The following is a 25,926-nucleotide window of genomic DNA, read 5'->3' on the forward strand; positions in this document are numbered from 1 at the left end:
ATCACACCGCCTTCGCGTCGAGCACGACCTGGAGCACGTCGCGCGGGGCTTCGTCGAGGAGTTCGAACGCCGCGCGACCCTGCTCGAGCGGCATCGTGTGCGAGATGAGCTCCGTCACCCGGAGCTTGCCGGACACGGCGAGACCGACGGCGGTGCGCTGGAGCCGGTACTCGTCCCAACGATGGCGGAGCACGGGCGCGACCCCCGAGATCTGCGACGCGATGACGGCGACGCGGTTGTGGTGGAACTCCTCGCCGAGACGGAGGCCCGTGCCCTCACCCTGCATGAACCCGGCCACACAGACCCGAGAGCTGTAGGCGACGGAGCGGATGGCCTCGTGCATCGCGGCGTAGTTGCCCGAGACCTCGAGACAGACGTCGGCGCCGAGGCCGCCCGTGAGCTCGCGGATTCGCTCAGCCACTCCCCCGGCCGTCGCGTCGATGACCTCGTCGGCGCCCAGTTCCTTCGCGAGTTCACGGCGGGATGCGACGCCGTCCACGGCGATCACCCGGGCCCCGTTGAGGCGCGCGAGCTGCGCGACGAGCTGCCCGGGCACGCCGAGACCGAACACGGCGACCGTCTCGCCCACGTGGATGTCGGCGTCGAGGATCACGTTGAGGGCGATGGCCCCGATGTGGGAGAAGATGCCGATGCGCGGGTCTGCGTCTTTCGGCAGGATCCTCTTCTCGGCGCGCTCCACCTTCTGGATGGTCTCCGTGCGGTGGCCCCACGTGCCCCAGATGACGTCACCGACGGCCACGGTGGTGACGTCGGAGCCCACCTCGACGACCTCGCCGACCTCCTCGTAGCCCCAGCCGTTCACGGGGTACTCGAAACTCGTCGACCCGTCGACGAAGAGGCGCCGCTCCTCGTCCCACCTCTTGTTGAGGTACGGGTTCGTCCCCCGGTACGCGGTCAGCTCCGTGCCGGCGGAGATGCCGGAGTACAGGGTCGAGATGCGGACCTCGTCCGGCGCGAGCGACGGCGATTCCTCGTCGACGACCTCGGCGACGCGAGGGGAGGTGAAGCTGATCATGCGACCCATGGGCTGCGGTGTCCTTTCGAGAACGGTGATGTTGTGCGGGTGCACGGGACGAGGGGGAGGAAGCGGCTGCGGGGAGGTCGTCGAAGGCCGGGTCGTCATCCTTTGACCGCCCCCGACAGGAAGCCCTGCGTCACCTGACGCTGCAGGACGATGAAGAGCACGATGATCGGGAGGATCGTGATGAGCGTTCCGGCCGCGAGCGGACCGATGTCGAGCGACCGTCCGCCGGTGAACATGTAGAGCCCCGACGTGAGGGGACGGAAGTCGCCGCCCGGCAGGTAGAGCAACGGGATGAGGAAGTTGTTCCAGTTGCCGAGGAACGTGAAGACGGTGAGCGCACCCATCCCGGATCGGGCGAGCGGCAGCATCACCCGCAGGAAGATCTGCAGCTCGGAAGCGCCGTCGACGCGCGCCGCCTGTTCGAGCTCCACGGGCAGGTCGGAGAAGAACGCCCGCATGAAGAAGGTCCCGAACGACAGCCCTCCCGACGTGAGGAGGAGCACGGCACCCAGGAGGGTGTCGAGGAGCCCCATCGACCGCAGCTGGAAGTAGAGCGGGATCATGTAGGTGAAGAACGGCACGAGCAGGCCGAGCACCACGAGATAGAACATCGCGGTCCGCCCGCGGAATGGGAGCCGGGCGAACGTGTACCCCGCCATCGTCGAGAACGCGACGACGAGGATCGTACTCGGCACGGTCAGCAGGATGCTGTTCAACAGGTAGTCGCTGAACCTCCCGACCGTCCACGCATCGACGATGTTCTGCAGCGAGATCGTGGAGAAGAACCCGAACGGGTTCACCCGCACGTCCTCCGGCGTCTTGAGCGTCGTGGAGACCACGAGCAGGACGGGGAAGAGCGTGAAGAGGGCGAGGACGGCGAGGAGCACGTGCCGACCGACTTGCGGCTTCGGCTTCCGCAGCGTGGGGAGCGGCGGCGCGCTCGGACGGTCATCTGGTCGGGTCGTGCGAGCGTCGGTGCGGCGCTTCGGTGTCGAGCCGAGAGTCGTGTTCGCCATCAGGCACCCGATCCGTCGAGGGAGAGCCGTCTCTGCAGACGGTTGAGGAAGACCGCGACCGGCACCGACAGCACGGTGATGAGGAGCGCGAGCGTGGTGCCGTAGCCGATGCGGCTCAGCTCGAACGCCTGGCTGTAGGCGTACGTGCCGATCGTGTTCGTGGCACCGGCGGGACCGCCACCGGTCATGATGAAGATGATGTCGAAGACGCTGAATCCACCGACGAGCGTGAGGGTCAGCACCATGAGGAACACCGGCATGATCTGCGGAAGGATGACGTACCAGAGCCGCTGCGCCGGGTTGGCGCCGTCGATGCGTGCGGCGTCGACGAGCTCGATGTCGACGTTCCGCAGGGCCGACAGCAGGATGACGATGACGAAGCCGGTCGACGCCCACACCGCGGTGGCCAGCACGGCGTAGAGGGCGAGGTTCGGATCGCCGAGCCATCCGCGCGCGAGGTCGCCGAGCCCCACCACGGTGAGCGCCTGGTTGAGCCATCCGCTCACCGGGTCGTAGATCCAACCCCAGACGATGCCGATGGCCACGCCGGGCAGGACGTACGGCAGGAAGAAGATGACACGGTACGGCGAGGTGCCCGCCCGTGTCGTCCAGAGCAGCACCGAGACGAGGAGTCCGATGACGAGCGGGGCCGCCGTGCCGATGACGATCCAGATGAGGTTGTTGCCGAGGGCGTGCCACACCTCCGGGTCGAGGAACATCTCCTGGAAGTTGGCGAGACCCACGAACGACGGGTTCGGGTCGATCCCGTCGAAGTCGACGACCGAGTAGTAGAGCGCGTTGGCGAGCGGGAAGACGAAGAACACGACGGTGAGGATCATGACGGGCGCCACGAGGATGAGACCGAGTCGGGTCTGCGCCCGGCGGGTCACGGGCGGTGACGAGTTCACGGGTCCCCGTGCACCGCGGCGACGACGTTCGGGAGTCGTCGCCGCCGCGGCGGCCGGGAGGGATGCGGTGGTCATGGATCAGTAGTTCTTCTCGAGGTCGGCCGCCACCTGGTCCGGCTTCTTCTGGCCGGTGAGCAGGGCCTGGACGCCGTCCCACATCGCCTCGTTGAAGGTGTCGGACATGAGGACGTCGACGTTGTAGCCGAAGTCGCCCGTTCCGTCGGCGATCTTCGCCGCGTCCGCGAGGATCTGCGTGAAGAGCGGCGACGCCTCGATGTCCGTCGTGTCGACGGGGAACGCCGGGATGCTCTGCTGGTTCTCGACCTGCCACTTGCCGTGCTCCTCCGTGACGTTCCAGTTCAAGAACTGCACGGCCGCGTCGGCCTTCGACGTGGACTTCGAGATGAAGAGACCCGAGCCGAGTCCGCCGCTGAAGATGCCGGGCGAGTCGGAGGCCGGGAAGGGCATGTATCCCACCTCGAAGTCGACGTTCCGCTCGATGTCCTGCGCGAGCCAGCTGCCCGTCGGATTGATCGCGGCCTTGCCGGAGTAGAACAGCGCGTTGGCATTGTCGTACGTGACGGCGGTCGCGGAGGGGGTGAAGAACTCGTCGGCGTTGTAGTCGGCGAGCACCGAGAGCGCGTCGACGACCTCCGGCGAATCCCACGAGGCGTCGCCAGCGATGAGCTCCTCGATGGCGTCTCCGCCGAGCTCGCTCGAGAGAACCATGCTCAGGAGGTGGCCACCCTGCCAGCCCTCCTTGTCGCTCACGGCGAAGGGGATGACGTCGTTGTCGCGGATGGTCTCGGCTGCGGCCGTGAGGTCGTCGAGCGTCTGCGGCTGCTCGATTCCGAGATCGTCGAACATGGTCTTGTTGTAGAAGAGTCCGACGCTCTCGATGTCGTTCGGGATGCCCACGAGCTTCCCGCCGAAGGTGACGCGCTCCTGGGCGAAGTCGTAGATGGGCCAGTCGTTCTCGGCGTACGCGTCGGTGAGGTCGTAGAGGAGCCCGGCCTTCTCGAGCGCGCCGGCGAAACCGGGACCCGTGTCGTAGCCGAACACGTCGGGACCCTCGCCGGAGCGCAGCTGCGTCTGGAGGACGGTCCGCATGTTCTCGGACGGCACGACGTCGAGCTTCACGGAGATCCCGGTCTCCTCCTCGAAGGCCTTGAGGTCCTCCTTGACGAGGTCGAGATCCGCGGTGTCCTCGGGCTGGCCGATGAGGTAGCGGATGGAATCCGGGTCCGAGTCCGTCTGTGGGGCACCGCCCGTACAACCGGAGAGAGTGAGGGCGATGATCGCCGCGGTGCCGAGCACCAGTCTTTTCCTCATTGTGACTTCCTTGTCAGCATCGGGAGCCCCGTCGTCGGAGCGATTGGCCCGACTCTACAGCGCTGTAGATCGACGGTAAAGAAAAATCTTCAGCGCTGTAGATTTGGTGGAACGCGGATCCTGCAGCGCTGTAGATTGCCAATAGATTGTCGGGACGAAGGAGAAACCATGCACGTACGTCCACGCCTCGCCGACGTCGCCGCTCGCGCAGGCGTGTCGGAGAAGACGGTCTCCAACCTCCTGAACGGATACCCGTATATCTCGGCGACGACCCGGCAGAAGGTCGAGTCTGCGATCTCCGACCTCGGCTACCGACCCAATCTGTCAGCCCGAAGCATGGGGCGGGGGCGCACGGGCTTCATCGCCCTCGCCGTCCCCAGCCTGTCGAACCCGCACTTCGCCGAGCTCGCAGGGCGGGTGATCGAGGCGGCGAAACGGCACCACTGGACCGTCCTGATCGAGGAGACGGGCGGTCGGAAGGCATCGGAGGACACTGTCGTGAGCACGATGCCCTACCTCGTCGACGGCATCATCCTGCACCCCGAGTCCCTGACCGACGACGACGTCGAGGACCGCGCCAGGGACACCCCCATCGTGCTCTTCGGCGAACGTGGCCTCGAACTCGTCGCCGACCGCGTCGTGGCCGACAACGTCTCGGCCGCCGACGAGATCACGCAGCATCTCATCGACACGGGGCACCGGCGCATCGCCACCGTCGGCATCCGATCGGACGCGCATCTCCAGGCGAGCCAGTTCCGCGACGAGGGTTTCCGACTCGCGCTCTCACGCAACGGAATCCCGTTCGAGGACGACCTCGTCATCGACGTCCCGGACTACAGTCGCGCGGCCGGGGCGGGGGCCGCGCACATCCTGGCCGCGATGGAGCCGCGACCCGACGCCGTGCTCTGCTTCAACACCGCCGTCGCCGCCGGGGTCCTCAGCGGCCTGTACGCCCTCGGCATCCGCGTGCCCGACCAGATCGGGGTGGCCGCGTTCGACGACATCGACGAAGCGGAATTTACGGCCCCTCCCCTCACGACGATCGCCTGGGACGTCGGCGGTATGGCCGAGGAGGCGGTGCGGCTCCTGGCGGAACGCTACGACTCCCGCGATCTGCCGACGCGCGACGTCACGCTGCAGCACACCCTCAAGACCCGGGCGAGCTCGACCCCGCGCCTCTAGCGGCAGGGCCCGTCAGGCGCGCTGCTCCGCGCGGAGGTGGGCGAGGGCCGTGACGGACGCGGCGCGGATGTGCATCGCGCAGAGAGCCGAGGCCTGGGTGACGTCGCGGCGGGAGACGGCCTCCACGATGAAACGGAGTTCCCTGACGACTTCGAGCGGCCGTCCGGCCTCCGACAGCGAGGTCGCGCGCAGCACCTGGACCCGCGCCCTGATGCTGTCGAGCATCTGCTGGAGAGCGGCGCTCCGAGCGCCCTCGAGGAGGACCGTGTAGAAGCGGTCCTTCGCCCGGAGGACCTCGCGGATCTCCGACGTCGCCGTCGTGACGGATTCGAGGTAGTCGACGGCACCGGCAAGACGCTCGACCTGCTCGTCGGTGGCGCGCTCGACGAAGCGCTGGACGATGAGCGATTCGAGCGACGCCCGCACCTCGTAGAGATCGATCGCGTCCTCGAGCGACGGTGCCGTCACGACGGCACCCTTCTGCGGCACGACCGTCACGAGACCTTCGGCTGCGAGTTCGCGGATGGCCTCGCGGATGGTCGTCCGCGAGACACCGAGGCGCTCCATGAGTTCGCGCTCGACGAGTCGCTGACCCGGCTGGAGATCGAAGTCCATGATCGCCTGCCGGATGGAATCCGTCACCTGCTCGCGCAGCGGCGCAGCCACTCTCCCGATGGGCTCGGAGGCCCACGCGTCAGACAGCGAGTTGCTCGCCATCACAGTCCTCTCTGGCATCGGCGGCACGACCCGGGCGGTCGCCGTCTCCCCCTCAGCGAGAGACATGCGACGGGACCGTCCCGACCGGTCGCGGTTTTCTAGCCCCGGACCGCTCCCCCGAACCGGAGACCCACGTCCATCCTGCCACCTCGACGCCGCAGTCCCCCTCCTCAGCGTGCATCGAACGCCTCCCAGATCTTGTCAGCCGCACGGAGAGCGAGGGCCTGGATCGTATGGGTCGGGTTCACGGCGCCGCCGGTGGAGAAGCTCGAACCGTCGACGATGTAGAGGTTCGGCACGTCGTGGGCCCGGTTGTTCGCGTCCACGACGGAGTTCGTGGGGTCGTCGCCCATCCGTGCCGTACCGAGCAGGTGCCAGCCGAGGATCGAGTCGAAGCCCGTCGTACGGACCGAGTCGGCCCCCGCCGCGCGGGCCAGCTCGGTGGCTTTCCGCACGCCGTCCTCCCCGAGGCGCTTCGAGTTCTCGCTCAGCGTGTAGTACGTCGTCACGCCCGGGAGGCCGAAGTCGTCGAGGTTCACCTCGTCCAGTTCCACGCGGTTGTGCTCCTCCGGCTCGTCGTCGCCGCAGACCCAGATCGTCGCCTCGTGGTTCACGTGATGCTCGAGGGCCTCGTGGTGCCCGTCGCCCCATGGCGCCGTCGCGAGCGCCGTGTTGAGGGGCGAGTACCCTCGCATGGCGACCATCGTGAATCCGCGGACGTAGTCGTTCTCGGGGTCCGTCTCGTAGAAGTGCCGCGACGAGACCGTCCCTCCCCACGCGCCGTGGTCGGCGTCGGTCGGTTCCAGGAAATGACCGATGACCATCGTCTGCACGTGCGGCATGAAGTTCCGGCCGACCTGTCCGCTGCTGTTGGCGAGTCCGTTCGGGAACCGAGCGGACTTCGACATGAGGAGCAGCCGTGGCGTCCCGACGCCGTTGCCCGAGATCACCACGGTCGTCGCCCGCACCTCGCGGAGGCGTCCGTCCGCGTCGTAGTAGATGGCACCGGTCGCGTTGCCGTCGTCGTCCACCGTGACTTCCCGCACGCGCGCGTTGGTGCGGAGCCGGGCGCCGGCCTCGAGGGCCTCCGGCCAGTACGTGTTCGACGGGAGCGCGAGAGCCCCGCTCGGGCACCCGAAAGCGCAGAAACCGCGATTGACGCACGCCGGTCGACCCTTGTAGTCCTCGGAGAGGAGGGCCTGGCTCTGCGTCCACCAGTACCAGCCCAGCTTGTCGAAGCCGTCGATCCACCGTTCGCCCTGTCGCCCGATCGGGATCGGAGGGAGCGGCACCTCGGGCCGGCCGGGCTGGACGGGGTCGCCTCCGGACCCCGACATGCCCATCATCTTCTCGTTCAGCTCGTAGTACGGGACGAGGTCCTCGTAGTCGATCGGCCAGTCGACGCCGAAGCCGTCGAGCGTCCTCGCCTTGAAGTCGGACGGCTCGAAGCGCCAGAAGTGCGCTCCGTACCCGATCGCGCTCCCGCCGACGGCCGAATACATGTACACGTCCACCGGGTTCTCCCCGAGGTTCGTGACGGGGTAGTCGGCTGGACCCCGGCGCTTGCCCGGGCTGGGGTTCCAGTAGTGGCGACCCCGCACCTCCCAGTCGGCGTGGTTCTTCGGGATCTGATCCTGCGGCACCCAGTCGCCCTGCTCGAGGCACACGACGTCGAGGCCGCGGCGCGCGAGACTCCACACCACGGCCGCGCCGGCCGCGCCCGCCCCGATGACGAGGACGTCGGCGGTGTCGCGGCCGTCGTCGGTGTCGCGTCCGTCGTCCGGCGTCGATCCGGGGCCCGTGCTCGCGGTCGTATCGGTCATGCGTTCACACTCCGGAAGTGATCTGGTCGGGTGCGCACGGTCGCGAGGCGCTCGACGGGGAAGGGTTTCATGGGTTTGCCGTCCACGGTGTTGCGCACCTCGAAACCGGTGCGCTGCGCGACGATTCGCTGCACCCGAGGCGCGCGGTAGTACGCCTCGTAGCAGAGCTCGAGCACCATCGAGAAGGCGGCAGGTGCACCCGTGGCCTCGATGTCGCGCAGAATCGCCGTCTGTCGGTCGGCGTCGAGGTCGACGAAGGGTCGTCCGTCGCGGGACCGGGCGGTGGAGTCCACCGCATCGATACCGCCGATCAGGACGGGGCGGAGCGTCGGGGCCTGCCGGACGATCTCGTCGATGTAGTTGACCGTGTCGAGATCGGCGGCCGACGGCCAGTCGGCGTTGCCCGGGATGAGACGCGCGACCCAGGCCGTGAGCGTCGTCGCGCGGGCGGGGTCGAGGACGGTCAAGGGGCCGGAGAGGTCGAGCGGCGCGAAGGTGCGCCCCATCTGCGGGGCGTACGGGTTCGGGCCGGATGCGCCGTCGCGGTGATCGAAAGCCACGCGGTGTCCTTTCTATTCAGGGGAGGGAGGTCAGGGCGTCGGCCGGTAGATCGGGCCGCGCGCGTTGACGGAGGAGACGAGTGCGTCGAGGTCCTCGTCGAAACGGATCGGGATGACCGAGCGTTTGCGATAGCCGACGAGCTGCGCCACCTGCGGATTGAGGAAGTACGCGGCCGTGACGGCCTCGGCGAGCGCGCGCACCCGGGGAAGAGCGCGCGCCTGCAGCTCCGGGAAGGAGGCGGGCAGGGGATCGGCGATGTCCGCGAGCCCGCTCCGCACGCCGTCGGCGAGGTCGGGTCGGACCGAGAACACGCGGTCGATGAATTCCTCGTGGACCAGAGCCTCCGACGCGCTCGGCATGCCGGAGGCGCGTGGGATCAGGAGGTCTGCGACGGCCGCGAGCTTCGAGCGCTCCGCGGCGGTGAGCTCCGCAGCGGTCACGACGACACCGCCTGCGAGCGCCGCTCCGTGACGGCGTGTTCGATCGCGCGCAACGAGAACGCCGCGATCGTCGGCGTGGGGTTCATGCCCGACGACGTCGGCCACGTGCTCCCGTCGACGATGATGAGGTTCGGCACCTCATGCGCGCGACCCCACTGGTCCACGACCGAGGATGCCGCATCCTCGCCCATCGTGGCGGTCCCGAGTATGTGCCAGCCGGTCTCGCGGATCATCGGCGCAACGATCGTCTCCTTCGCGCCGGCTTCGCGGAGGGACTCGGACGCCCGCTCCACGTTGAAGGCGAGGAGGTCCTTCGTGTTCTGCGAGGTCCTGTAGGTCATCCGCACGCCGGGCAGACCGGCGCGATCGCGAGTCGAGTGGTCGAGCTCGACGCGGTTGTGCTCCTCGGGGAGGTCCTCCGCGACGATGCCCCAGGCGAGCGAGTGCCCGAGCCGGTCGCGCACGGTGTCGTGGAACCCCTCGCCCCAGATCTCCGACCCTCCCCAGGGGAAGGCGGCCGTCATGGCCTGCGGGCCCCCTGTGGGTGTGACGTTCCACTTCGCGCCGCGGACGAAACCGCGCTCCTTGACCGTCTCGTAGAACTCGAGCGAGTAGACCGGCTGGCCCCATACGCCTTTCCACGGGTCGAGCTTGTCGTCGAAGACGCCGACGACCGTGGCGAAGGGGTGCATCATGAGCCGCTTGCCGACGAGACCGGAGCCGTTCGCGAGACCGTTCGGGAAGCGTGTGCTCGTCGACAGCTGCAGGAGTCTCGGGGTTCCGAGACCGTTGGCGGCGACCACGACCACGTCGGCCTCCTGGCGACGCGTGACGCCGTCATCGCCCGTGTAGACGACAGCCGTGGCACGCCCGGCCGCGTCCGTCTCGATCTCCTGGGCCACCGCCCGCGTGATGAGACGGACGCCCTGCGTGAGGAGGTCCGGCCAGTGCGTGACGTCCGGGGAGGCCTTCGCCTTGTTGATGCAGCCCCACATACAGGCGCCGCGCTGCACGCAGGCGCCCTGGTTGCGGTAGTCCTCCGTGGCGATCGCATTGCTCCCCGGCCACCAGTGCCACCCGAGCCGATTGTGCGCCTCGGCCATCATGCGCCCGTGCGGACCGATGGGCGCCGCCTTCATGGGGTACGAGTCGATGTCGGGGAACGCGGGGTCGCCGGGGTACCCGGAGACGCCGAAGTCTCGCTCGATGCGCTCGTAGAAGGGGGCGAGGTCCTCGTAGCTGAGAGGCCAGTCGTCAGCGACACCGTCGAGGCTGCGGACGCGGAAGTCCGACGGCATGAGCCGCATCCAGATCCCGGCGTACATCACGGCGCTGCCGCCGACACCGTTCCAGATCAAGGGCTCGACGTCCGATCGGGACGTGTCGATCGGATAGTCGCTGAACGACCGGCGCACCGTGGGCTGCGGGTTCCACTCCTTGCCGGCGCTGAGCTCGAGGTACTCGTCGGCCACGTGCGATCGGGAGTAGTCGGGCCAGTCGCCCTGCTCGATGCAGACCACGCTGAACCCGTCCTCGACGAATCGTCGAGCCGCGACGGCACCGGCCGGTCCGGCGCCGACGATGACGACGTCGGCCCGGTCATGGGAGGAGGAGAGCTCCATCTGTTGAACACCTTCGTTCGACGATGAAATCCGGGAATGGCGCACGAAACTCTCGCTTCGCGTGTCCCGATTTCTGTACGATCGTATGACGAACTGAAGTCACAGGTCAACGTCGCCGTTCTCGTTCCGGAAGTCGACGCCGACCGCGAGAAAGGACGTCGACGATGACGAACACTCCACCAGCCGCCCGGATGGTCAGAGCCCTGAGCTACGCGGAAGCGCGCGAACTCCTCGATGCGGCACTGCGCCGCGCGGAGGAGATCGGGGTCCCGGCGAGCGTCTCCATCCTCGACGCGACTCGCGAGGTCGTGGCCTTCGGTCGCCAGGACGGGGCACCGCTCCTCACGGGCGAGGTCGCCACGGCCAAGGCCTACACCGCGGCCTCCCTGCGCCAGCCGTCCGGGGACCTGGCCGCGGCCACGTCGCCCACCGGCCCCTTCGCCGGACTCGCCCACGGCTCGACCCGCGGCCTCATCACGTTCGCGGGCGGGTACCCCCTCATCGTCGACGGGGAGGTCGCTGGCGCCGTCGGCGCGAGCGGCGGCTCGATCGAGGAGGACGTCGCGATCGCGACGGCCGCCGTCGAGCTCTTCGCGGGGTGGCAGCGATGAGCGGGCGGGACCAGACGGGCGGGCGGGCCCAGACGGAAGGCCGGGCACAGACGGGCGGGCGGGCACAGGGCCGCCGCGTCGTCATCACCGGCGCCGCGGCGAACATCGGCGCGGCAGCGGCAGAGCTCTTCGCGTCGGAGGGCGCCTCCGTCGTCATCGGCGACATCGACGAGCGCGCCGCCGCAACGGCCGAGCGCATCACCGCTGCCGGCGGGCGCGCCCTCTTCGTGCGGACGGACGTCTCCGACGGCGACTCCATGCAGAATCTGCTGCGAGCGGCAGCGGACGAGATGGGCGGTATCGACGTCCTCGCCAACAACGCGGGCGTGCAGAGGTCATCCCCCATCACCGAGATGACCGAGTCGGACTGGGATCTCCACATGGCGGTGAACGCCCGGTCGTGCTTCCTGTCTGCTCGATACGGAGTCCCATACCTCCTCGACGGCGGCGTCTCCCCGGCCATCGTCAACATGGCGTCCGTCGGCGGATTCAAGGCGCCGGCCGGCTTGGCCGGATACTCGGCCTCGAAGGGCGCCATCATCGCCTTCACCCGCACACTGGCGGCCGAGCTCGGCCCCCAGGGCATCCGCGTCAACTGCGTGGCTCCTGGCTGGGTGGACACGCCCTTCAACGACCCGATCGTCTCCCACATGGGTGGGCGCGCCGCCCAGGACGACGCCGTGCGGGCCGGGGTCCCCCTGCAGCGCCAGGGTCGTTCCGCCGAGATCGCCGAGGCGTTCCTCTACCTCGCCACCGACGCGTCGTCGTTCGTGACCGGCCACGCACTCGTGGTGGACGGCGGAGCGTCCTGACGCCACGTCGATGGCGACGCACTCGGAAAAGTAGTTGCGCCGCGTCGTCGGTCGGGGTTACCTTGAGGTCGCGGTTGTACGACGATCCTACAATCCAAGACCCGATTCCCTGACGCGGCCACGGCCACGCCCTGCCGCTCAGACCGTTCTCAACGAGGAGAAACGAAACATGATGAATCCCTTTCGCCCGGGCATGCGCCGTCGGTTCGCCGCCGGCGCGCTGATCGTCGCTTCGGCGGCCGTCCTCTCCGGTTGTGCAGCCGGCGGGACAGACGGCGGTTCCGGTGGCGGTGACGCCGGTGGCGGCGACAAGCCGATCAAGATCGCTCTCAGCAACTACTTCAACGGCAACATCTGGCGCAAGCAGATGGAGGCGAGCTTCGAGGCCACGGCCAAGGCGAACCCCGACCAGGTGAGTGAGTTCAAGGTCGTGAACTCGGACGGCTCCGCTCCCCAGCAGGCTCAGCAGATCCAGTCCCTCGTCCTCGAGGGCTACGACGCGATCATCATCGACGCAGCCTCCCCCACGGCCCTCAACGGTGCGATCCAGGAGGCGTGCGACGCCGGCGTGACCGTCGTCGTCTTCGACTCCCTTGCCACGGCCGAGTGCGCATACAAGGTCGCCTTCGACTACGAGGCCTACGGACGCGCCGAGGCGCAGTTCATGGCGGACCAGCTCGGAGGGAAGGGGAACATCCTCTTCGTGCGCGGCATCGCCGGCATCACCGTCGACGAGGACATCTACAACGGCGCGACCGAAGTGCTGAAGGACTACCCCGACATGAAGATCGTCGGAGAGGTCTACGGAGAGTTCACCGAGTCGACCGCCCAGCAGGAGGTCGCGAAGATCCTGCCGTCGCTGCCGAAGATCGACGGCGTCCTCACGCAGGGCAACGACGGCGGCGGAACGCTCGACGCCTTCCTGCAGGCCGGCACGTCCCCCGTCCCGCTCGTGATCCAGGGCAACTCGGGCCAGGGGCTCGAGGGCTGGGTCAAGGTCGCACAGGAGAACCCCGACTACAAGACCATGTCGATCTCGTCGCAGCCGAGCATCTCCTCGACCGCCCTGTGGCTGTCGTGGATGCTCATCAACGACCAGAACGACGCGTCGTCGCTGCCCGACAAGACGGTCTACGCCCCGCTCCTCATCATCCCGGAGGAGAACAGGGACGCCTGGGCCGACGCCCTCGAGTACACCGAGATCGCCGAGAACCCGACGACCCTCGAGCAGGCACAGGACTACGTGAAGGCCGCCATCGACGGCGACCCGGTCCTCCAGGAGGAGCCGCTGCCCCCGAGCGAGTGAGCCCCGGACAGCGAACGCCAGCGGAGAAGGACGGACAATGCCCGAAGCACCATCACCCGACACCCTGATCGTCCAGGGCGTCTCGAAGAGATTCGGCTCGACCCTGGCCGTGGACGACGCGTCGTTCACGGTCGGTCGGGGCGAACTCATCGGGATCGCGGGCCACAACGGCGCCGGTAAGAGCACGATCCTCAAGATCGTCAACGGCACCATCGGCGCGGACAGTGGGACGGTGACGATCGACGGCATCGTCCGTCCGGCGACGGATGCGGTCGCGCACCCCGAGAAGCTCGGGGTGCGCACCGTGTACCAGGAGCTCTCGCTGTGCGCGAGCCTCCGGGTGGACGAGACGGCGGCGATCTTCGACCACTCCGCCCGAGGGATCCGCTGGCGGTCGGCCGCGTGGCGGAACCTGCGCGGCGTGCTCGACGAGATGTTCCCGGGGCACGGCATCCGCCCGGACGCCCGCATCCACGAGCTCTCCATCGCTCGCCGACAGATGATCGAGTGCGCGAGCACCATGATCGACAGTTCGGTCCCTCCCCGGCTCGTCATCCTCGACGAGCCCACCTCCTCGCTCGACGCCTCCTCCACCGCAGGGTTCTACGACTACCTGCAGCGGAAGGCGGCCGAGGGCGTGTCCGTGATCATCACGACCCACCGACTGCAGGAGATGATCGACCACCTGTCCCGCATCTACGTGATGCGCGACGGTCGCGTGCTCGGCGAGCAGCCCGCCGCCACGGCGACGAAGGACTCGATCGTCGCCGCGATGGGTCTCGCCTCGCACGAGGAGCCGCGACCGGCTGCCGCGACCGCCGGCGGCGACCTCGTGACCACGACGGAGGCCGCCCCGGTGACGGACGGTTCCGTCGTGGTCCGTCTGGAGCAGGAGTCCACCGACGGGGGCACAGAGGTCTTCGAGATCCGACAGGGCGAGATCATCGGCTTCGCAGGCCTCGAGGGTCACGGCCAGCTCGTGGCGCTCGACGCCGTCTACCGCGCGGCCGGGCGGCGCTCCTCCGGACGCCGCCCGGCCGCCGGTCACACTCGTCGTACCCCCCACCACGCGATCTCCGTGACGGGAGACGCCGCGTACGTGAGCGGGGACCGTGGCGTGCGCGGCATCCTCCCGCTCTGGAGCGTGGAGACGAACATCAGCTTCTCCTCCCTCGGACGGCTGACGTCGGGCGGACTCATCCGAGCGCGCGCCGAGCGCGACCTCGCGCGGGAGTGGTACGGACGCCTCGGCATCAAGGGGAGCCCGACCGACCCCATCACGAGCCTCAGCGGAGGCACGCAGCAGAAGGCCCTCATGGCGCGTGCCATGGCCGTGGGTTCCGACCTGCTGCTCCTCGAGGACCCCACGCGCGGCGTCGACCAGGCCACGAAGAGCGAGGTCTACGACCTCCTCCGTCAGCAGGCCGACGAGGGCCAGACGATCGTCTGGTACTCGACCGAGAACGAGGAGCTCCGCAACTGCGACCGCGTCTTCGTCTTCCGGGTCGGGACGATCGTCGCGACCATCACCGGCGCCGAGGCGACCGAGGACACCGTCATCGCACTGTCCTTCGGCGGTCGCGACGGCGAACCGATCGACATGGACGGAGCGCTCCGATGAGCACGACAACGCTTCCCGAGGCGCCCGGCACGACGGGCCGTGCAGCACGTCCGCCCCTCACGAGCGCGATCGGCCCCTGGCTGCTCCCGAGCCTCGCTGCGCTCATCATCTTCGGGCTCATGATCGCGCTGCGGCCGCTCGTCGCCTCACCCACGGGTCTGACCCTCGTGCTCGCGCCTCTCATCCCCCTCGTGTTCGCCGTCCTCGCGCAGATGTTCGTGATCGCGGCCGGCGACATCGACCTCGGCATCGGCTCGTTCATCGGCCTCGCGAACGTGGTGATCGCCGTCGTCCTCCCCGCGAATGCGGCGGGAGGCATCCTCTTCCTCGTCGGCATGGTCCTCGCCTACGCGGCGATGGGCGTCCTCATCGCCGTCCGCGGACTGCCGTCGATCGTCGTGACACTCGGAATGTCGTTCGTCTGGCTCGGCGTCGCCATCCTCATCCTGCCGACCCCCGGAGGGACGGTGTCGGAGGGCATCGTCGGATTCGTCCGCTTCAACACGCCCGTCGTCCCCGGCGTCATCATCGTCCTCACCCTCGTGACCGCGATCGTCGCCGTGTTTCTGCACCGCAGCAAGTACGGCGCGGTCCTCCGCGGCTCGGGCTCGAACCCCGAGGGCGTCCGCCGCGCCGGGTGGTCCGTCATCCGCGCGAAGGTCGGACTCTACGTCCTCGCCGCGATCTTCGGCCTCCTGTCCGGCCTCTACCTGAGCGGACAGACCGGTGGAGGCGATCCCTACATCGCGCAGAGCTACGTGCTCCTCAGCATCGCGGGCGTCATCGTCGGCGGCGGGACGTTCAGGGGAGGCGAGGTCTCCGTGGTCGGCGCCGTCGCGGGTGGCCTCGTCGTCGGCCTACTCGGCTCCCTCCTGCAGTTCATCGGAGTGCAATCGAGCTTCCAGGCCGCCGCACAGGGCCTCGTCCTCGTTCTCGTGCTCGTGCTTCGGGCCGTCGCCCACTGGATCCGGAAGGCTCGGAGGACACTGTGACCACTCTCGATCCCACACCGACCGTGTCGGCGGACAAGCCGGCACCCCGCGCCACCGCGATGAGCGTGCTGCGGCACCCGGCCGTCCCCGCGTTCATCGGGATGCTCGCGATCTGGCTGGCGATCGGAGCGATCGCGGGGCGCGGTCTCGTCGAGACCATCAGCGCGGGCATCATCATCGCGACGTTCCTCGTCATCGTCGGCATCGGCCAGCTCTTCGTGATCACCGTGGGCAACGGCGGCATCGACCTCTCCGTGTCGTACGTCATGACGCTCAGCGCTTTCCTCGCGTGCCAGATCATGGCCGGGCAGGACGTGAACATCGCCGCCGGCATCCTCATCGCCGTAGGTGCCGGCGCGGCCGCCGGGGTCTGCAGCGCCGTCCTCATCGAGTTGATCGGGATGCCGCCGCTCGTCGGCACGCTCGCTGTCGGTTTCGCGCTGCAGACGATCACCCTCGTGTACTCGGGCAGCGTCGTGGGTGTCGCGAGCCCTGCGCTGTCGCAGTTCACGACGGCACAGATCGGCCCGATCCCGATCTTCGGGGTCGTCGGGATCGCCATCGCCGTCGCCTTCGCGCTCATCCTCAAGCGCACGAGCTACGGGCGCCGCATCGAGGCCGTGGGGCAGCGCCCGGTGGCGGCGAGCTACGCGGGCACGCGACCGGCCCTCATACGCGCGTCGGCCTACGTGATCTCGGGAGCCATGGCCGGCCTCGCCGGCGTGCTCCTCGCGGCGTACAGCGGCGGTCCCTCACTCGGACTGGGGACGAGCTACCAGCTCGCGTCGATCGCCGTCGTGGTCCTCGGCGGATCGCTCATCGCCGGAGGTCGCGGGATCGTGTCGGGCCTCTGGGCCGGCGCGGTGCTCCTCACCCTGCTCACGACGCTCGCCAACATCACCCGCCTCAGCGGGGGATGGCAGTTCATCATCCAGGGCGCGCTCATCGTCCTCGTTCTCGCGCTGTCCCGTAACCCGATCGCGCGTCGCTAGCGTCCTTTCGGCACCGCCGCCCGCGGTGCCGAAAGGACTGAATCCGGATTCCGGCATCACGACCACTGGAGGTCATCGATGGGGTACTTCTCCTCCGTCCCGTCCGGGGCGAAAGCTCAGTCCGATTCGATGAGTTCCCTGCCGACGGGCGAGCCGATCTACGAGATCCTCGACCCGCGCTTCGGCGAGTGCATCGACCTCGTGGCGCAACTCGAACGGCTCCACGGAGGGCTGCGCTGGGCCGAGGGTCCCGTCTACTTCGCCGACCACCACGCGTTGCTCTTCAGCGACATCCCGAACGAACGGATCCTGCGCTACGACGAGGAGTCCGGCGAAGTCACGCTGTTCCGCGGCGCCTCGAACAACGCGAACGGCAACACGCGAGACCGTCAGGGGCGACTCATCACGTGCGAGCAGGGAGCGGGTCGCGTGACCCGGACGGAGCCGGACGGCTCGGTCGCCGTGCTCGCCGATTCGGTGGGAGGGAAGCGGCTGAACGCACCCAACGACGTGGTCGTGAGGTCCGACGGGACGATCTGGTTCACCGACCCGTCCTACGGCCGCGAGACGAGCTTCGTCGGGACCCCGCGCCCGCGCGAGGTCGAGGTCGACGGCGTCTACCGCCTCGACGCCGACGGCGGCGACCCCGTGCTCGTGGCCGACGACTTCGTCAAGCCGAACGGCCTGGCCTTCTCGCCCGACGAGTCGAGGCTCTACATCGTCGATTCCGGATACCTCCCGGATCCGACGGGACCGCGTCACGTCCGCGTCTTCGACGTCGGAGCGGACAACACCCTCTCCGGCGGGGAGGTCCTCGTGGAGGTCATGCCGGGGATCCCCGACGGTCTCCGCGTCGACGACGCCGGACGGCTCTGGATCGGCGCGGGTGACGGCGTCCACTGCGTGCACCCCGACGGGACACTCCTCGGGAAGATCCGCGTGCCCGAGGCGGCCGCCAACGTCGCGTTCGGCGGACCCGACCGGAACCGTCTCTACATCACGGCGACCACGTCGCTCTACGCCGTCTTCCTCAACGTCACCGGTATCCAGCGACCCTGAGGACGCCGCTCGATCGGTTCAGTGCGAGGGAAGGCTCCGCCGCAGATAGGGCGCCGTGCGGCTGCCCGCGGCGGCGGCGACCTCGCTCGGGGCGCCCGCGGCGACCACGCGGCCGCCCTCGTCTCCGCCGGCCGGCCCCATGTCGATCACGTGGTCGGCGGCCGCGACGACGCTCATCGAGTGCTCCACGAGCACGACGGTGTTCTCCGCGTCGACGAGGCGCTGCAGCTGCGTCACGAGCAGCTCCACGTCGGACGGGTGCAGTCCCGACGTCGGCTCGTCGAGCAGGTACAGGGTGTGCCCGGTACGAGCGCGCTGCAGTTCCGTGGCGAGCTTGATGCGCTGGGCTTCGCCGCCGGACAGCTGCGGCGCCGGCTGCCCGAGCCGCAGGTACCCGAGCCCCACCTGGCGGAGCGTCTCCAGGCCTCGCGACGCGGCGGGCACCTCGGCGAGGAAGCCGGCGGCCTCGTCCACCGTCATCGCGAGCACGTCAGCGATCGATGCGTCGTTCCACGTCACCTCGAGCGTCTCGGGGTTGTAGCGGGAACCGTGGCACTCGGGACACGGCGCCCAGCTGCCGGGGAGAAACAGGAGCTCCACCGACACGGAGCCCTCTCCCTGGCACACCTCGCAGCGCCCGCCGACGACGTTGAAGGAGAACCGACCGGCCGTCCAGCCGCGCGCTCGCGCCTCGTCCGTGGCCGCGAACACCTGTCGGACGGCGTCGAAGAGGCCCGTATAGGTGGCGAGGTTCGAGCGCGGCGTGCGGCCGATCGCCTTCTGGTCCACCTGCACCACACGGGTGACGAGCGGGTGCTCGGTGGCCCGCTCCGCGAGCACCTTCCCCACGAGCGTCGACTTGCCCGAGCCGGACACTCCCGTGACCGCGGTGAGGACACCGAGCGGCACGTCCACGTCGAGGTCTCGGAGGTTGTGGAGCGACACGTCGCGCAGCTCGAGCGTCGCCGCGGGCGTCCTCGGTTCGCGCGACTCCTCGGCGTCGCCCGTCGGCTCGAGGAATCGACGCGTCACCGACGCATCGACGTCCGCGAGGCCCGCGACCGGCCCGCTGTAGAGCACGTCGCCTCCGCCCGCGCCGGCGCTCGGCCCCACGTCGACGATCCAGTCCGCGTGTCGGACGATGTCCATGTTGTGCTCGACGACGAACACGCTGTTGCCGCTCGCGCGCAGACCCTCGAGCACCTCGATGAGCGGCTCCGCGTCGGCCGGGTGGAGCCCGGCGCTCGGCTCATCGAGGACGTAGACCACGCCGAAGAGCCCGCTCCGCAGCTGCGTCGCGATGCGCAGGCGCTGCATCTCGCCCGGCGAGAGCGTGGGCGTCGACCGGTCGAGGCTCAGATAGCCGAGCCCCAGTCCCGTGAGCACCTCGACGCGGGAGAGCAGGTCGCGCGAGATCGCGACGGCGACCTCCGATCCCTCGCCCGACGAGGCGCGCGACGTGGCCGCCGTCGCGTGCTCCGCCGTGGCGATGGGGCGCAACGCGTCGGCGAGGTCCGTGAGCGGAAGACGGTTGAGCTCCGCGATCGTGCGACCGGCCACGGTCACGGCGAGCGCCGCGCGCGTGAGCCCGCTGCCGCCGCACAGGGAGCACGGACCGGACTCGACGAACTGCAGCACCTTCGTCCGCTGGCTCTCGCTCTGCGAGTCCGCGAGGGTGTGCATCACGAACTGGCGTGCGCTCCAGAACCGGCCCTTGTACGGCTTCGCGACGCGGTCGCGCTGCGGCGTCACCTCCACGACGGGCTGCTCCTCGGTGAAGAGGAGCCAGTCGCGGTCCTCGCGGGAGAGGTCGCGCCACGGACGGTCGATGTCGTAGCCGAGGACCGCGGTGACGTCGCGGAGGTTCTTGCCCTGCCACGCGCCGGGCCACGCGGTGATGGCGCCGTCGCGGATGCTCAGCGAGTCGTCGTGGACCGCGGTGGCCTCCGTGACCTCGTGCGCGATGCCGAGGCCGTGGCAGCGGGGGCACGCTCCCGCGACGGTGTTGGGAGAGAAGGAGTCGGACTCGAGCCGCTCGGCGCCCTCCGGATACGTGCCGGCGCGCGAGTACATCATCCGCACGGAGTTGGAGAGGGTCGTGAGCGTGCCGACGGTGGAGCGGGAGCTCGGAGCGCCGCGCCGCTGCTGCAGCGCGACAGCCGGCGGGAGTCCCGTGATCGAGTCGACGTGCGGGGTGTTCCCCTGCGCGATGAGCCGCCGCGCGTAGGGAGCGACGGATTCGAGGAACCGGCGCTGCGCCTCGGCGAAGATCGTGCCGAACGCGAGCGACGTCTTTCCCGAACCGGAGACCCCCGTGAACGCGACGATGCTGTCGCGCGGCACATCCACGTCGACGTTCTGCAGGTTGTTCTCGTTCGCCCCACGCACGCGGATGAAGCCGTCGCGGGTCGCGGAGTCGAGAGGCTCGGACGAGGTGAGGGAGGGCGCGGGTGTTCCGGACGAAGCCATTCGACCGAGCCTAGCCCCGGGGCCGGGTGGTTGCCATGGGCCCGACGGCCCCGCTCGCCCCCCCCCCCCCCCCCCCCCCCCCCCCCCCCCCCCCCCCCCCCCCCCCCCCCCCCCCGCAGACAGGACGAAACCCATGGTTTCGCATAGCCTTATTTACACTTACACTCCTAAGTGTAAATAGCGTACAAGCCTGTTCGCACGGAGAAAGCGAGCGTCGAGGTGAAATCGACCGCGGGAGACCCTCCTCACGGAACCGGCTGGCCAGCGATCCAGCACGAGGAGCACGCCTGGACATCGCGGCTCAATCCGCAGGATCTCACACGATCGCAACGCGAGCGCATCAGGCTGCCGTATTCGTCCGCAGTAGCTCCCCCGATCGCGGGCCTCACCTTCGACGTCCCCCGTGACCTCGCCGCGGACGTGGACGAAGCAACGACGCAGCTCGCTCGATTCGACGCCGAGACAGGGCCGTCAGGACTTCCGTTCGCGTCGATACTTCTCCGCAGCGAGTCGGCATCGTCCTCGGAGATCGAGCACCTGACCAGTGGGGCGCGAGCGATCGCCGAGGCTGAGCTCGGTGAGCGTGAGACCGGGAACGCGGCTCAGATCGTCCGCAACGTCCGCTCGATGGAAGCGGCGCTCGCGCTCGCCGACACCATCGACGAGTCGAGCATCATCTCGATGCAGGACGCCCTTCTCGGCGCCGTCGCTCCCGAGCTCACGGGCGGGTGGCGTGAGGAGCAGGTGTGGATCGGTGGCGGGTCGCTCAGCCCCCACCTCGCGGACTTCGTTCCTCCGCACCACGACCGCCTTTCCGCCGCGATGGGCGACTTCGTCGACTTCATCGGTCGATCCGACATCCCTCCGCTCGTGCACGCCTCGATAGCCCATGCCCAGTTCGAGACGATCCATCCGTTCGCGGACGGCAACGGACGCACGGGCCGGGCGATCGTCCAGGCGCTGCTCCGCCGCAGCGAGGTGACGTCCAACATCACCGTCCCGGTCTCCGCCGGCCTCCTCCACGACGTCGACGGCTATTACGACGCGCTGACCGCTTACCGCCGCGGCGACATCCGCCCGATCATCGCCGCGTTCGCTCGCGCCGCCGACTACGCCGTGGTCAATGGACGCCTGCTCGTGCGCGATGTTCGTGACGCGGAGGCCGGATGGGACGAGAAGTTGCTCGGAATTCGTGCCGATGCCGCCGCTCGTCGCGTGGCAGTGCTGGCCATCGCGCATCCGGTTCTGAACTACGACCTGGTGGTCCGCGAGCTGTCCGTCGCTCCTGTCACCGCGCTCCGTGCTCTCGACACGCTCGTGGAGCGTGGTGTCCTTCGGCCCGCGAACTCGAAGCGACGGAATCGCATCTGGCTGGCCGAGCACATCCTCGCGGCCCTCGACGATTTCGCGGCGCGCGCCGGACGACGTCGCAGTCCGGCGTAGGCGAGTCGTACGAGACGAATAGGGAGTGCTGCCGTCGTTTACGATTCGATTCGGGCGAGGCGAACCTCAGACATGTGGAAGGCGTGACCATGATCGACGAGCACTCCCTCTTCGCGGAACAGGTCCGTCGCCTCATCGATCTCGGCCCGCGCCCCTCCGGTTCGGACGCGCATCGGGCGCTCATCGAGGACGTGGCCGCCGATCTCACAGCGCTCGGGTTCGACGTGCACCGCGACGCGCATCGCTTCGAGCGCTGGGAGGTCGATCCGGAATCGCTGGGCCTGCGCATCGGCGACCGCCCCGTTCCCATCTCCTCCGCCTGGCCGTACTCGGGCGAGACCCCGGCCGACGGGGTGACAGCGCCGCTCGTGCTCCTCTCCGGTCTGCGGAAGAACTGGAGGGCGGCAGCAGGAAAGATCGCCGTGATCGAGGTGGAGAACTTCCCCGTTCCCGCATCGCTCCTCGTCGAGTCGTGGGGCGGCGGGGTGCCCTTCGAGGACGTGACCAACCCCGTCGTCGGCTCCGAGCTGGCGGGCACCGACCTCTCCCGAGCGAAGGCGGCCGGGGCGCTCGGCGTGATCGCCGTGTGGCGCGGGCTGTCGGATGCGGCCGCGCGCGGCCAGTACCTTCCGTTCACGCGCGGCTACCAGGGACTCCCCGCGGTGTGGGTTCCCGAGAGCGAGCGGGACGACGTGCTCGCCGCCGCACGTCGTGGCGACACGGCGACGCTCACACTCCATGCGGCGCGTGATCCGCACGCCTCGATGGACACGCTCTGGGCCGTCTCGCCGGGCACCGGACCACGGGCGACGGAGTCGGTGCTCGTCGTCACGCACAGCGACGGCGGCAACGCCGTGGAGGAGAACGGCCGCATCGGGCTCCTCGCCCTCGCGCGGGCTGCGGCGCAGGCACCTCACGACCGGTCGATCGTGTTCGTGTTCACCGCCGGGCACCTGCGGATCCCCGCCGTCACATCGCACGGCCAGGCCACGAACGCGTGGCTCGAGGCCCACCCCGAGCTCTGGTCGGGCACCACCGGCGGGCTTTCCGCCGTGGCCGGGCTGGTGATCGAGCACCTCGGTGCGAAGCACCTGCGAGTCGACCCCACGACGGGTGCGTACGAGGCCGACGGCGCGCTCGAACCCGAACTGATCTACGCGACGACCGCCGAACTGGCGCAGCTCACCCGCACCGCCTGGCGCGGCGCCGACCCGCACGCGGCGACCCCGATCCGGCCCGGCGCCGTCATCCACTTCGGCGAGGGCGAACCCCTCTTCGAGCACCGGATCCCCACTGTCGCCCTCGTGACCGGCCCCGAATATCTCCTCGCGGAGACCACGGCCGACATCGTCGACATCGACGCCCTCGCCCGCCAGGTCGAGAGCTTCCGCGCCCTCCAGCAGCACCTCGCGGGGAGCGCCGACCGAGCGACGTTCGGAACGGTGCGCCTCCCGAGCAAGCTCGCGAAACTCCGCGCCCTCGCCCGCATCGGCTGGTTCCTTCTCCGCCGCCGGGGCTAGCCGCGCGTCACCGACGACCGGCGATGTAGCGACCGCTCGCCACCAGAACAACGACGCCCCCACTGATCCAGAGCACGGTCGCGGGCAGGAGTAGCCACCGGATCTCCGCGAGGAGGGCGATGAGCTGCGCCCCCATGCCCACGATGGCGAGGACGGAGCCGATCAGGAACAGCGTGCGCGTCGTACGGTCCATGGGCTGATCTCTCACTCGACCATCTTCCGCCAGACGGACCGGGTGGGACACTGAAGCATGGAGATCCGCGCGACGCACAGGATGCGATGGGCACGCCCGGTGGCCGCAGCGCTCGTCGGGGCGTGCGCCGGAATCCTCTGCGGAGCCGTTGCGGCATCGTCACCCCCGGCCTCGTGGGGACTGATGCTGTACGGCGCTCCGATCGGTGGGACCATCGGGGCCGCGGTCGGACTCGTCCTGTGGGTCCTGATGCGCGCGATGTTCCACTGGGGCGGCCGCATTGCGCCCGCCCTCGGCTGGATCGCGTCCTCCGGTTTCGCGGCCGCGGCGTCGGCGGCAGTCGTCTCGGTCGCGCTCGCCGGACTGGAGGCGAACACGGTGATGGCGACAGCGACGGCGATGGCGGTCATCGCGGCATCGGGCTCTGTCGTGGAGAACCTGTCCGCGGGACGACAGGAACGCACGGCGAGGATCGCGTGACTCACGTGGAGACGTTCGTCCTCGAACTCCCCCAGCCGTCTCTTGTCTCCCTCGAGACCTACGCCATCGTCGGCGAGGTGAGCGACCTCCTGATCCGGGATCGGGGACCCGGCTTCCATGCACGGGTGTCCATTCGGACTCTCGATCGTTCCGCTCGCTCGCGGGCGGCGTGCGCCCCCGGTCGCACGGAGACCGGGGTCGTGCGCTCCGGCCGCCGCGGCAGCTTCGAGACCGCCGCCATCCGCGCACGGGTAGGGGACGAGCGTCTCGACAACGTGGCTGTCGAAATCGACTTCTATCTACGCACGCTTGCTCAGGTCCTTCACGCCGCGGCGAGCCGGCACGAGTCTCTCTGGGCCCTGACCCTCGACGCCCGGCAACGTGGTCATGCTGTCTCGGCGAGTGCAGCCTGCAATATCGCCGGCGATTTCGTCGCGACGGAGACCCGGCTGACGGCGACGACCGAGGCCGAGCTCAAACGAGCTTTCGAGATCGACGCCGTCGACACCATCTCGCGCTGGCGTGCACCCCATCGAACCGCCTAGACGAAGCGACGAACCCGCGGCCCGCGCCCGGGACCCGCTGATGTGAAGGCCGCCTGTTCCGGCCATCACCCCGGGTGGCCCGTCTGCGCGTTTGCCTGCCGTCCGGGCTTCATCGACCCGGGAGAACGGCGCGCGACCCGACGCCGTCAGCCCGCGACCGGACTCCCGGCCCAGTGCGAGGGACGCTCGAAGCCGGGCGGGAGCAGCGTTCGCGCGTCGCCGCGGGCGCTGTTGACCTGCATCTGCGTGAGATAGATGGCGCCCGCGAGGTCGGTGCCGCTGAGATCCGCGTCACGCATGTCGACGCCGAGCACGTCGCAGCGGTCCATCTGTGCGCCGCTGAGATCGGCCGCGATCGCGATGCTCCCGCGCAGGGTCACCCCGCGCAGGTCGGCACCGGCCATCCGGGCGCCCATCAGGTCACTCCTCGGGCCCGGCGCACGGTGTCCGCGCTCGCGCGTCGGCTGCGCGATACCGGCGCGGGCGATCTCGCTGGCCTCGACCAGCAGAGCGCGTGCCGCGTCGTACTCCGCGTCGACGTCGAGGGCCGCGAGCTCGTCGGCGCTGCCGTCACTGAGCTCCCGGACGCGTTCGAAGGCGGCGGACCACGGCCCCGCGTCCCGGGTCTGCTCGACGAGCGTGATCGCCTCGTCGAGGTACCAGAGGAGTTCGTGGAGCCTCCGCACGATCGGGAACGTGGAGAACATCGCCGCGCGCGTCTGCGGGTCGTCCCGCCACGAACGCCCATCGAACGTGCGCCGCGACACCTTCTGACCGGCGCCGAAGCAGTCGAACACCGTGCAGCCCTTGAACCCGCGATCGCGCAGGTGCGGGTGGATGCGGCACCCGTCGGCGCCGTCGAGGTTCTCGCACGGCTCCCCCGCCGGCTTGTCGAACGGGAAGTCGGCGGACTTCGCGAACGCCAGCGCGACGCAGCACAGCCCGAAGCAGTTCGCGCAATCGGCGCCGAGATCCTCCCGGCGCCCCAGCTCCACCCGCGTCCGTCCGCTCACCCGTTCAACGGTAGTGCTGTCGAGGCCCGTGTCGGCCGGAACAGTCTTCTGCGATGGAAGTGACCCCACGCATCGCTTCGTGGGATCGCGGTCGTACGGCTCACCTCAACGACGTTCCAGTACGACCCCGGTTATCTCGCTCCTCGGAGCCGCCAGCGCGATCTGATACCCCACTGGAGCCCGTTCTCATCGAGCCACCGCAGGAGCCTCCTTCGACTCTCGTG

24 protein-coding genes are annotated in these 25,926 nt (G+C 69.2%); 12 read left to right on the forward strand and 12 right to left on the reverse strand.

What is annotated here, in order from left to right; genetic code table 11:
• Position 1: 1 nt before the first annotated feature.
• The 4 genes from CLV49_RS05645 to CLV49_RS05660 all read right to left on the reverse strand — a co-directional run bounded on the left by CLV49_RS05645 (position 2) and on the right by CLV49_RS05660 (position 4,301).
• Entirely contained in the window at positions 2-1,045 is a 1,044-nt protein-coding gene (locus CLV49_RS05645; RefSeq protein WP_106562655.1) for a zinc-dependent alcohol dehydrogenase, read from the reverse strand.
• A 95-nt stretch (positions 1,046-1,140) separates the two neighbouring features.
• Positions 1,141-2,061: a carbohydrate ABC transporter permease gene (locus CLV49_RS05650; RefSeq protein ID WP_106562656.1), complete on the reverse strand. Its 921-nt coding sequence runs from the start codon at positions 2,059-2,061 to the stop codon at positions 1,141-1,143.
• Entirely contained in the window at positions 2,061-3,044 is a 984-nt protein-coding gene (locus tag CLV49_RS05655; protein ID WP_106562657.1) for a carbohydrate ABC transporter permease, read from the reverse strand. The genes CLV49_RS05650 and CLV49_RS05655 overlap by 1 nt, the downstream gene beginning before the upstream one ends.
• Positions 3,045-3,047: 3 nt before the next feature.
• On the reverse strand, positions 3,048-4,301 hold the full coding sequence (locus tag CLV49_RS05660; RefSeq protein WP_106562658.1) for an ABC transporter substrate-binding protein: 1,254 nt from the start codon (positions 4,299-4,301) through the stop codon (positions 3,048-3,050).
• Between the two features lie 168 nt (positions 4,302-4,469).
• On the opposite strand from CLV49_RS05660, the gene CLV49_RS05665 reads away from it, so the two are divergent.
• The gene (locus tag CLV49_RS05665) at positions 4,470-5,483 is read left to right on the forward strand and encodes a LacI family DNA-binding transcriptional regulator (protein WP_106562659.1); all 1,014 of its coding nucleotides are present in this window, start codon (positions 4,470-4,472) and stop codon (positions 5,481-5,483) included.
• A 12-nt stretch (positions 5,484-5,495) separates the two neighbouring features.
• Here the strand turns inward: CLV49_RS05665 and CLV49_RS05670 are convergent, their stop codons facing one another.
• The 5 genes from CLV49_RS05670 to CLV49_RS05690 all read right to left on the reverse strand — a co-directional run bounded on the left by CLV49_RS05670 (position 5,496) and on the right by CLV49_RS05690 (position 10,646).
• Positions 5,496-6,200 carry a GntR family transcriptional regulator gene (locus CLV49_RS05670; protein WP_106562660.1) on the reverse strand — a complete coding sequence of 235 codons (705 nt, stop codon included), beginning with the start codon at positions 6,198-6,200 and terminating at the stop codon, positions 5,496-5,498.
• A gap of 170 nt (positions 6,201-6,370) precedes the next feature.
• Complete coding sequence (locus CLV49_RS05675) at positions 6,371-8,023, reverse strand: GMC family oxidoreductase (protein WP_106562661.1); 1,653 nt, start codon at positions 8,021-8,023, stop codon at positions 6,371-6,373.
• Positions 8,020-8,583 carry a gluconate 2-dehydrogenase subunit 3 family protein gene (locus CLV49_RS05680; RefSeq protein WP_106562662.1) on the reverse strand — a complete coding sequence of 188 codons (564 nt, stop codon included), beginning with the start codon at positions 8,581-8,583 and terminating at the stop codon, positions 8,020-8,022. The genes CLV49_RS05675 and CLV49_RS05680 overlap by 4 nt, the downstream gene beginning before the upstream one ends.
• A gap of 30 nt (positions 8,584-8,613) precedes the next feature.
• Positions 8,614-9,024: a gluconate 2-dehydrogenase subunit 3 family protein gene (locus CLV49_RS05685; RefSeq protein ID WP_106562663.1), complete on the reverse strand. Its 411-nt coding sequence runs from the start codon at positions 9,022-9,024 to the stop codon at positions 8,614-8,616.
• Positions 9,021-10,646, reverse strand: a complete 1,626-nt coding sequence (locus CLV49_RS05690; RefSeq protein ID WP_106562664.1) for a GMC family oxidoreductase — start codon at positions 10,644-10,646, stop codon at positions 9,021-9,023. The genes CLV49_RS05685 and CLV49_RS05690 overlap by 4 nt, the downstream gene beginning before the upstream one ends.
• A gap of 164 nt (positions 10,647-10,810) precedes the next feature.
• Here CLV49_RS05690 and CLV49_RS05695 point away from each other — a divergent pair, with 164 nt between their 5' ends.
• The 7 genes from CLV49_RS05695 to CLV49_RS05725 all read left to right on the forward strand — a co-directional run bounded on the left by CLV49_RS05695 (position 10,811) and on the right by CLV49_RS05725 (position 18,039).
• Positions 10,811-11,257 (forward strand): GlcG/HbpS family heme-binding protein, encoded by a 447-nt coding sequence (locus CLV49_RS05695; RefSeq protein WP_106562665.1) that lies wholly within the window; start codon positions 10,811-10,813, stop codon positions 11,255-11,257.
• On the forward strand, positions 11,254-12,069 hold the full coding sequence (locus tag CLV49_RS05700) for an SDR family NAD(P)-dependent oxidoreductase (protein ID WP_127054480.1): 816 nt from the start codon (positions 11,254-11,256) through the stop codon (positions 12,067-12,069). Before CLV49_RS05695 ends, CLV49_RS05700 begins: the two co-directional genes overlap by 4 nt.
• A 169-nt stretch (positions 12,070-12,238) precedes the next feature.
• A complete protein-coding gene (locus tag CLV49_RS05705) occupies positions 12,239-13,375 on the forward strand; it encodes a substrate-binding domain-containing protein (protein ID WP_106562667.1) in 1,137 nt (378 codons plus the stop codon).
• 37 nt (positions 13,376-13,412) lie between these two features.
• Positions 13,413-14,996: an ATP-binding cassette domain-containing protein gene (locus tag CLV49_RS05710; protein WP_106562668.1), complete on the forward strand. Its 1,584-nt coding sequence runs from the start codon at positions 13,413-13,415 to the stop codon at positions 14,994-14,996.
• Positions 14,993-15,988, forward strand: a complete 996-nt coding sequence (locus tag CLV49_RS05715; RefSeq protein ID WP_106562669.1) for an ABC transporter permease — start codon at positions 14,993-14,995, stop codon at positions 15,986-15,988. The genes CLV49_RS05710 and CLV49_RS05715 overlap by 4 nt, the downstream gene beginning before the upstream one ends.
• Complete coding sequence (locus CLV49_RS05720; RefSeq protein WP_106562670.1) at positions 15,985-16,980, forward strand: ABC transporter permease; 996 nt, start codon at positions 15,985-15,987, stop codon at positions 16,978-16,980. Before CLV49_RS05715 ends, CLV49_RS05720 begins: the two co-directional genes overlap by 4 nt.
• Positions 16,981-17,109: 129 nt before the next feature.
• Positions 17,110-18,039, forward strand: coding sequence for an SMP-30/gluconolactonase/LRE family protein (locus tag CLV49_RS05725; protein WP_106564915.1), 930 nt, complete (start codon positions 17,110-17,112; stop codon positions 18,037-18,039).
• An 18-nt stretch (positions 18,040-18,057) separates the two neighbouring features.
• On the opposite strand, the gene CLV49_RS05730 is transcribed toward CLV49_RS05725, so the two are convergent.
• Positions 18,058-20,508 (reverse strand): ATP-binding cassette domain-containing protein, encoded by a 2,451-nt coding sequence (locus tag CLV49_RS05730; protein ID WP_106562671.1) that lies wholly within the window; start codon positions 20,506-20,508, stop codon positions 18,058-18,060.
• A gap of 219 nt (positions 20,509-20,727) precedes the next feature.
• Between CLV49_RS05730 and CLV49_RS05740 the strand changes: the two genes are divergently transcribed.
• Positions 20,728-21,951: a Fic family protein gene (locus CLV49_RS05740; RefSeq protein ID WP_106562673.1), complete on the forward strand. Its 1,224-nt coding sequence runs from the start codon at positions 20,728-20,730 to the stop codon at positions 21,949-21,951.
• Positions 21,952-22,040: 89 nt separating this feature from the next.
• The gene (locus tag CLV49_RS05745; protein ID WP_106562674.1) at positions 22,041-23,471 is read left to right on the forward strand and encodes a zinc-binding metallopeptidase family protein; all 1,431 of its coding nucleotides are present in this window, start codon (positions 22,041-22,043) and stop codon (positions 23,469-23,471) included.
• Between the two features lie 7 nt (positions 23,472-23,478).
• Here the strand turns inward: CLV49_RS05745 and CLV49_RS05750 are convergent, their stop codons facing one another.
• A complete protein-coding gene (locus tag CLV49_RS05750; protein WP_106562675.1) occupies positions 23,479-23,664 on the reverse strand; it encodes a hypothetical protein in 186 nt (61 codons plus the stop codon).
• 81 nt (positions 23,665-23,745) lie between these two features.
• On the opposite strand from CLV49_RS05750, the gene CLV49_RS05755 reads away from it, so the two are divergent.
• Together CLV49_RS05755 and CLV49_RS18125 are read left to right on the forward strand one after the other, a co-directional pair.
• Entirely contained in the window at positions 23,746-24,144 is a 399-nt protein-coding gene (locus tag CLV49_RS05755; protein WP_127054482.1) for a hypothetical protein, read from the forward strand.
• Between the two features lie 200 nt (positions 24,145-24,344).
• Complete coding sequence (locus CLV49_RS18125; protein WP_127054484.1) at positions 24,345-24,689, forward strand: hypothetical protein; 345 nt, start codon at positions 24,345-24,347, stop codon at positions 24,687-24,689.
• A gap of 146 nt (positions 24,690-24,835) precedes the next feature.
• Here CLV49_RS18125 and CLV49_RS05765 read toward each other — a convergent pair whose 3' ends face one another.
• The gene (locus CLV49_RS05765; protein ID WP_106562678.1) at positions 24,836-25,702 is read right to left on the reverse strand and encodes a pentapeptide repeat-containing protein; all 867 of its coding nucleotides are present in this window, start codon (positions 25,700-25,702) and stop codon (positions 24,836-24,838) included.
• Positions 25,703-25,926: the final 224 nt, after the last annotated feature.

The sequence above is a fragment of the Labedella gwakjiensis genome (genome assembly GCF_003014675.1).
Classification (GTDB): Bacteria; Actinomycetota; Actinomycetes; order Actinomycetales; family Microbacteriaceae; genus Labedella; species Labedella gwakjiensis.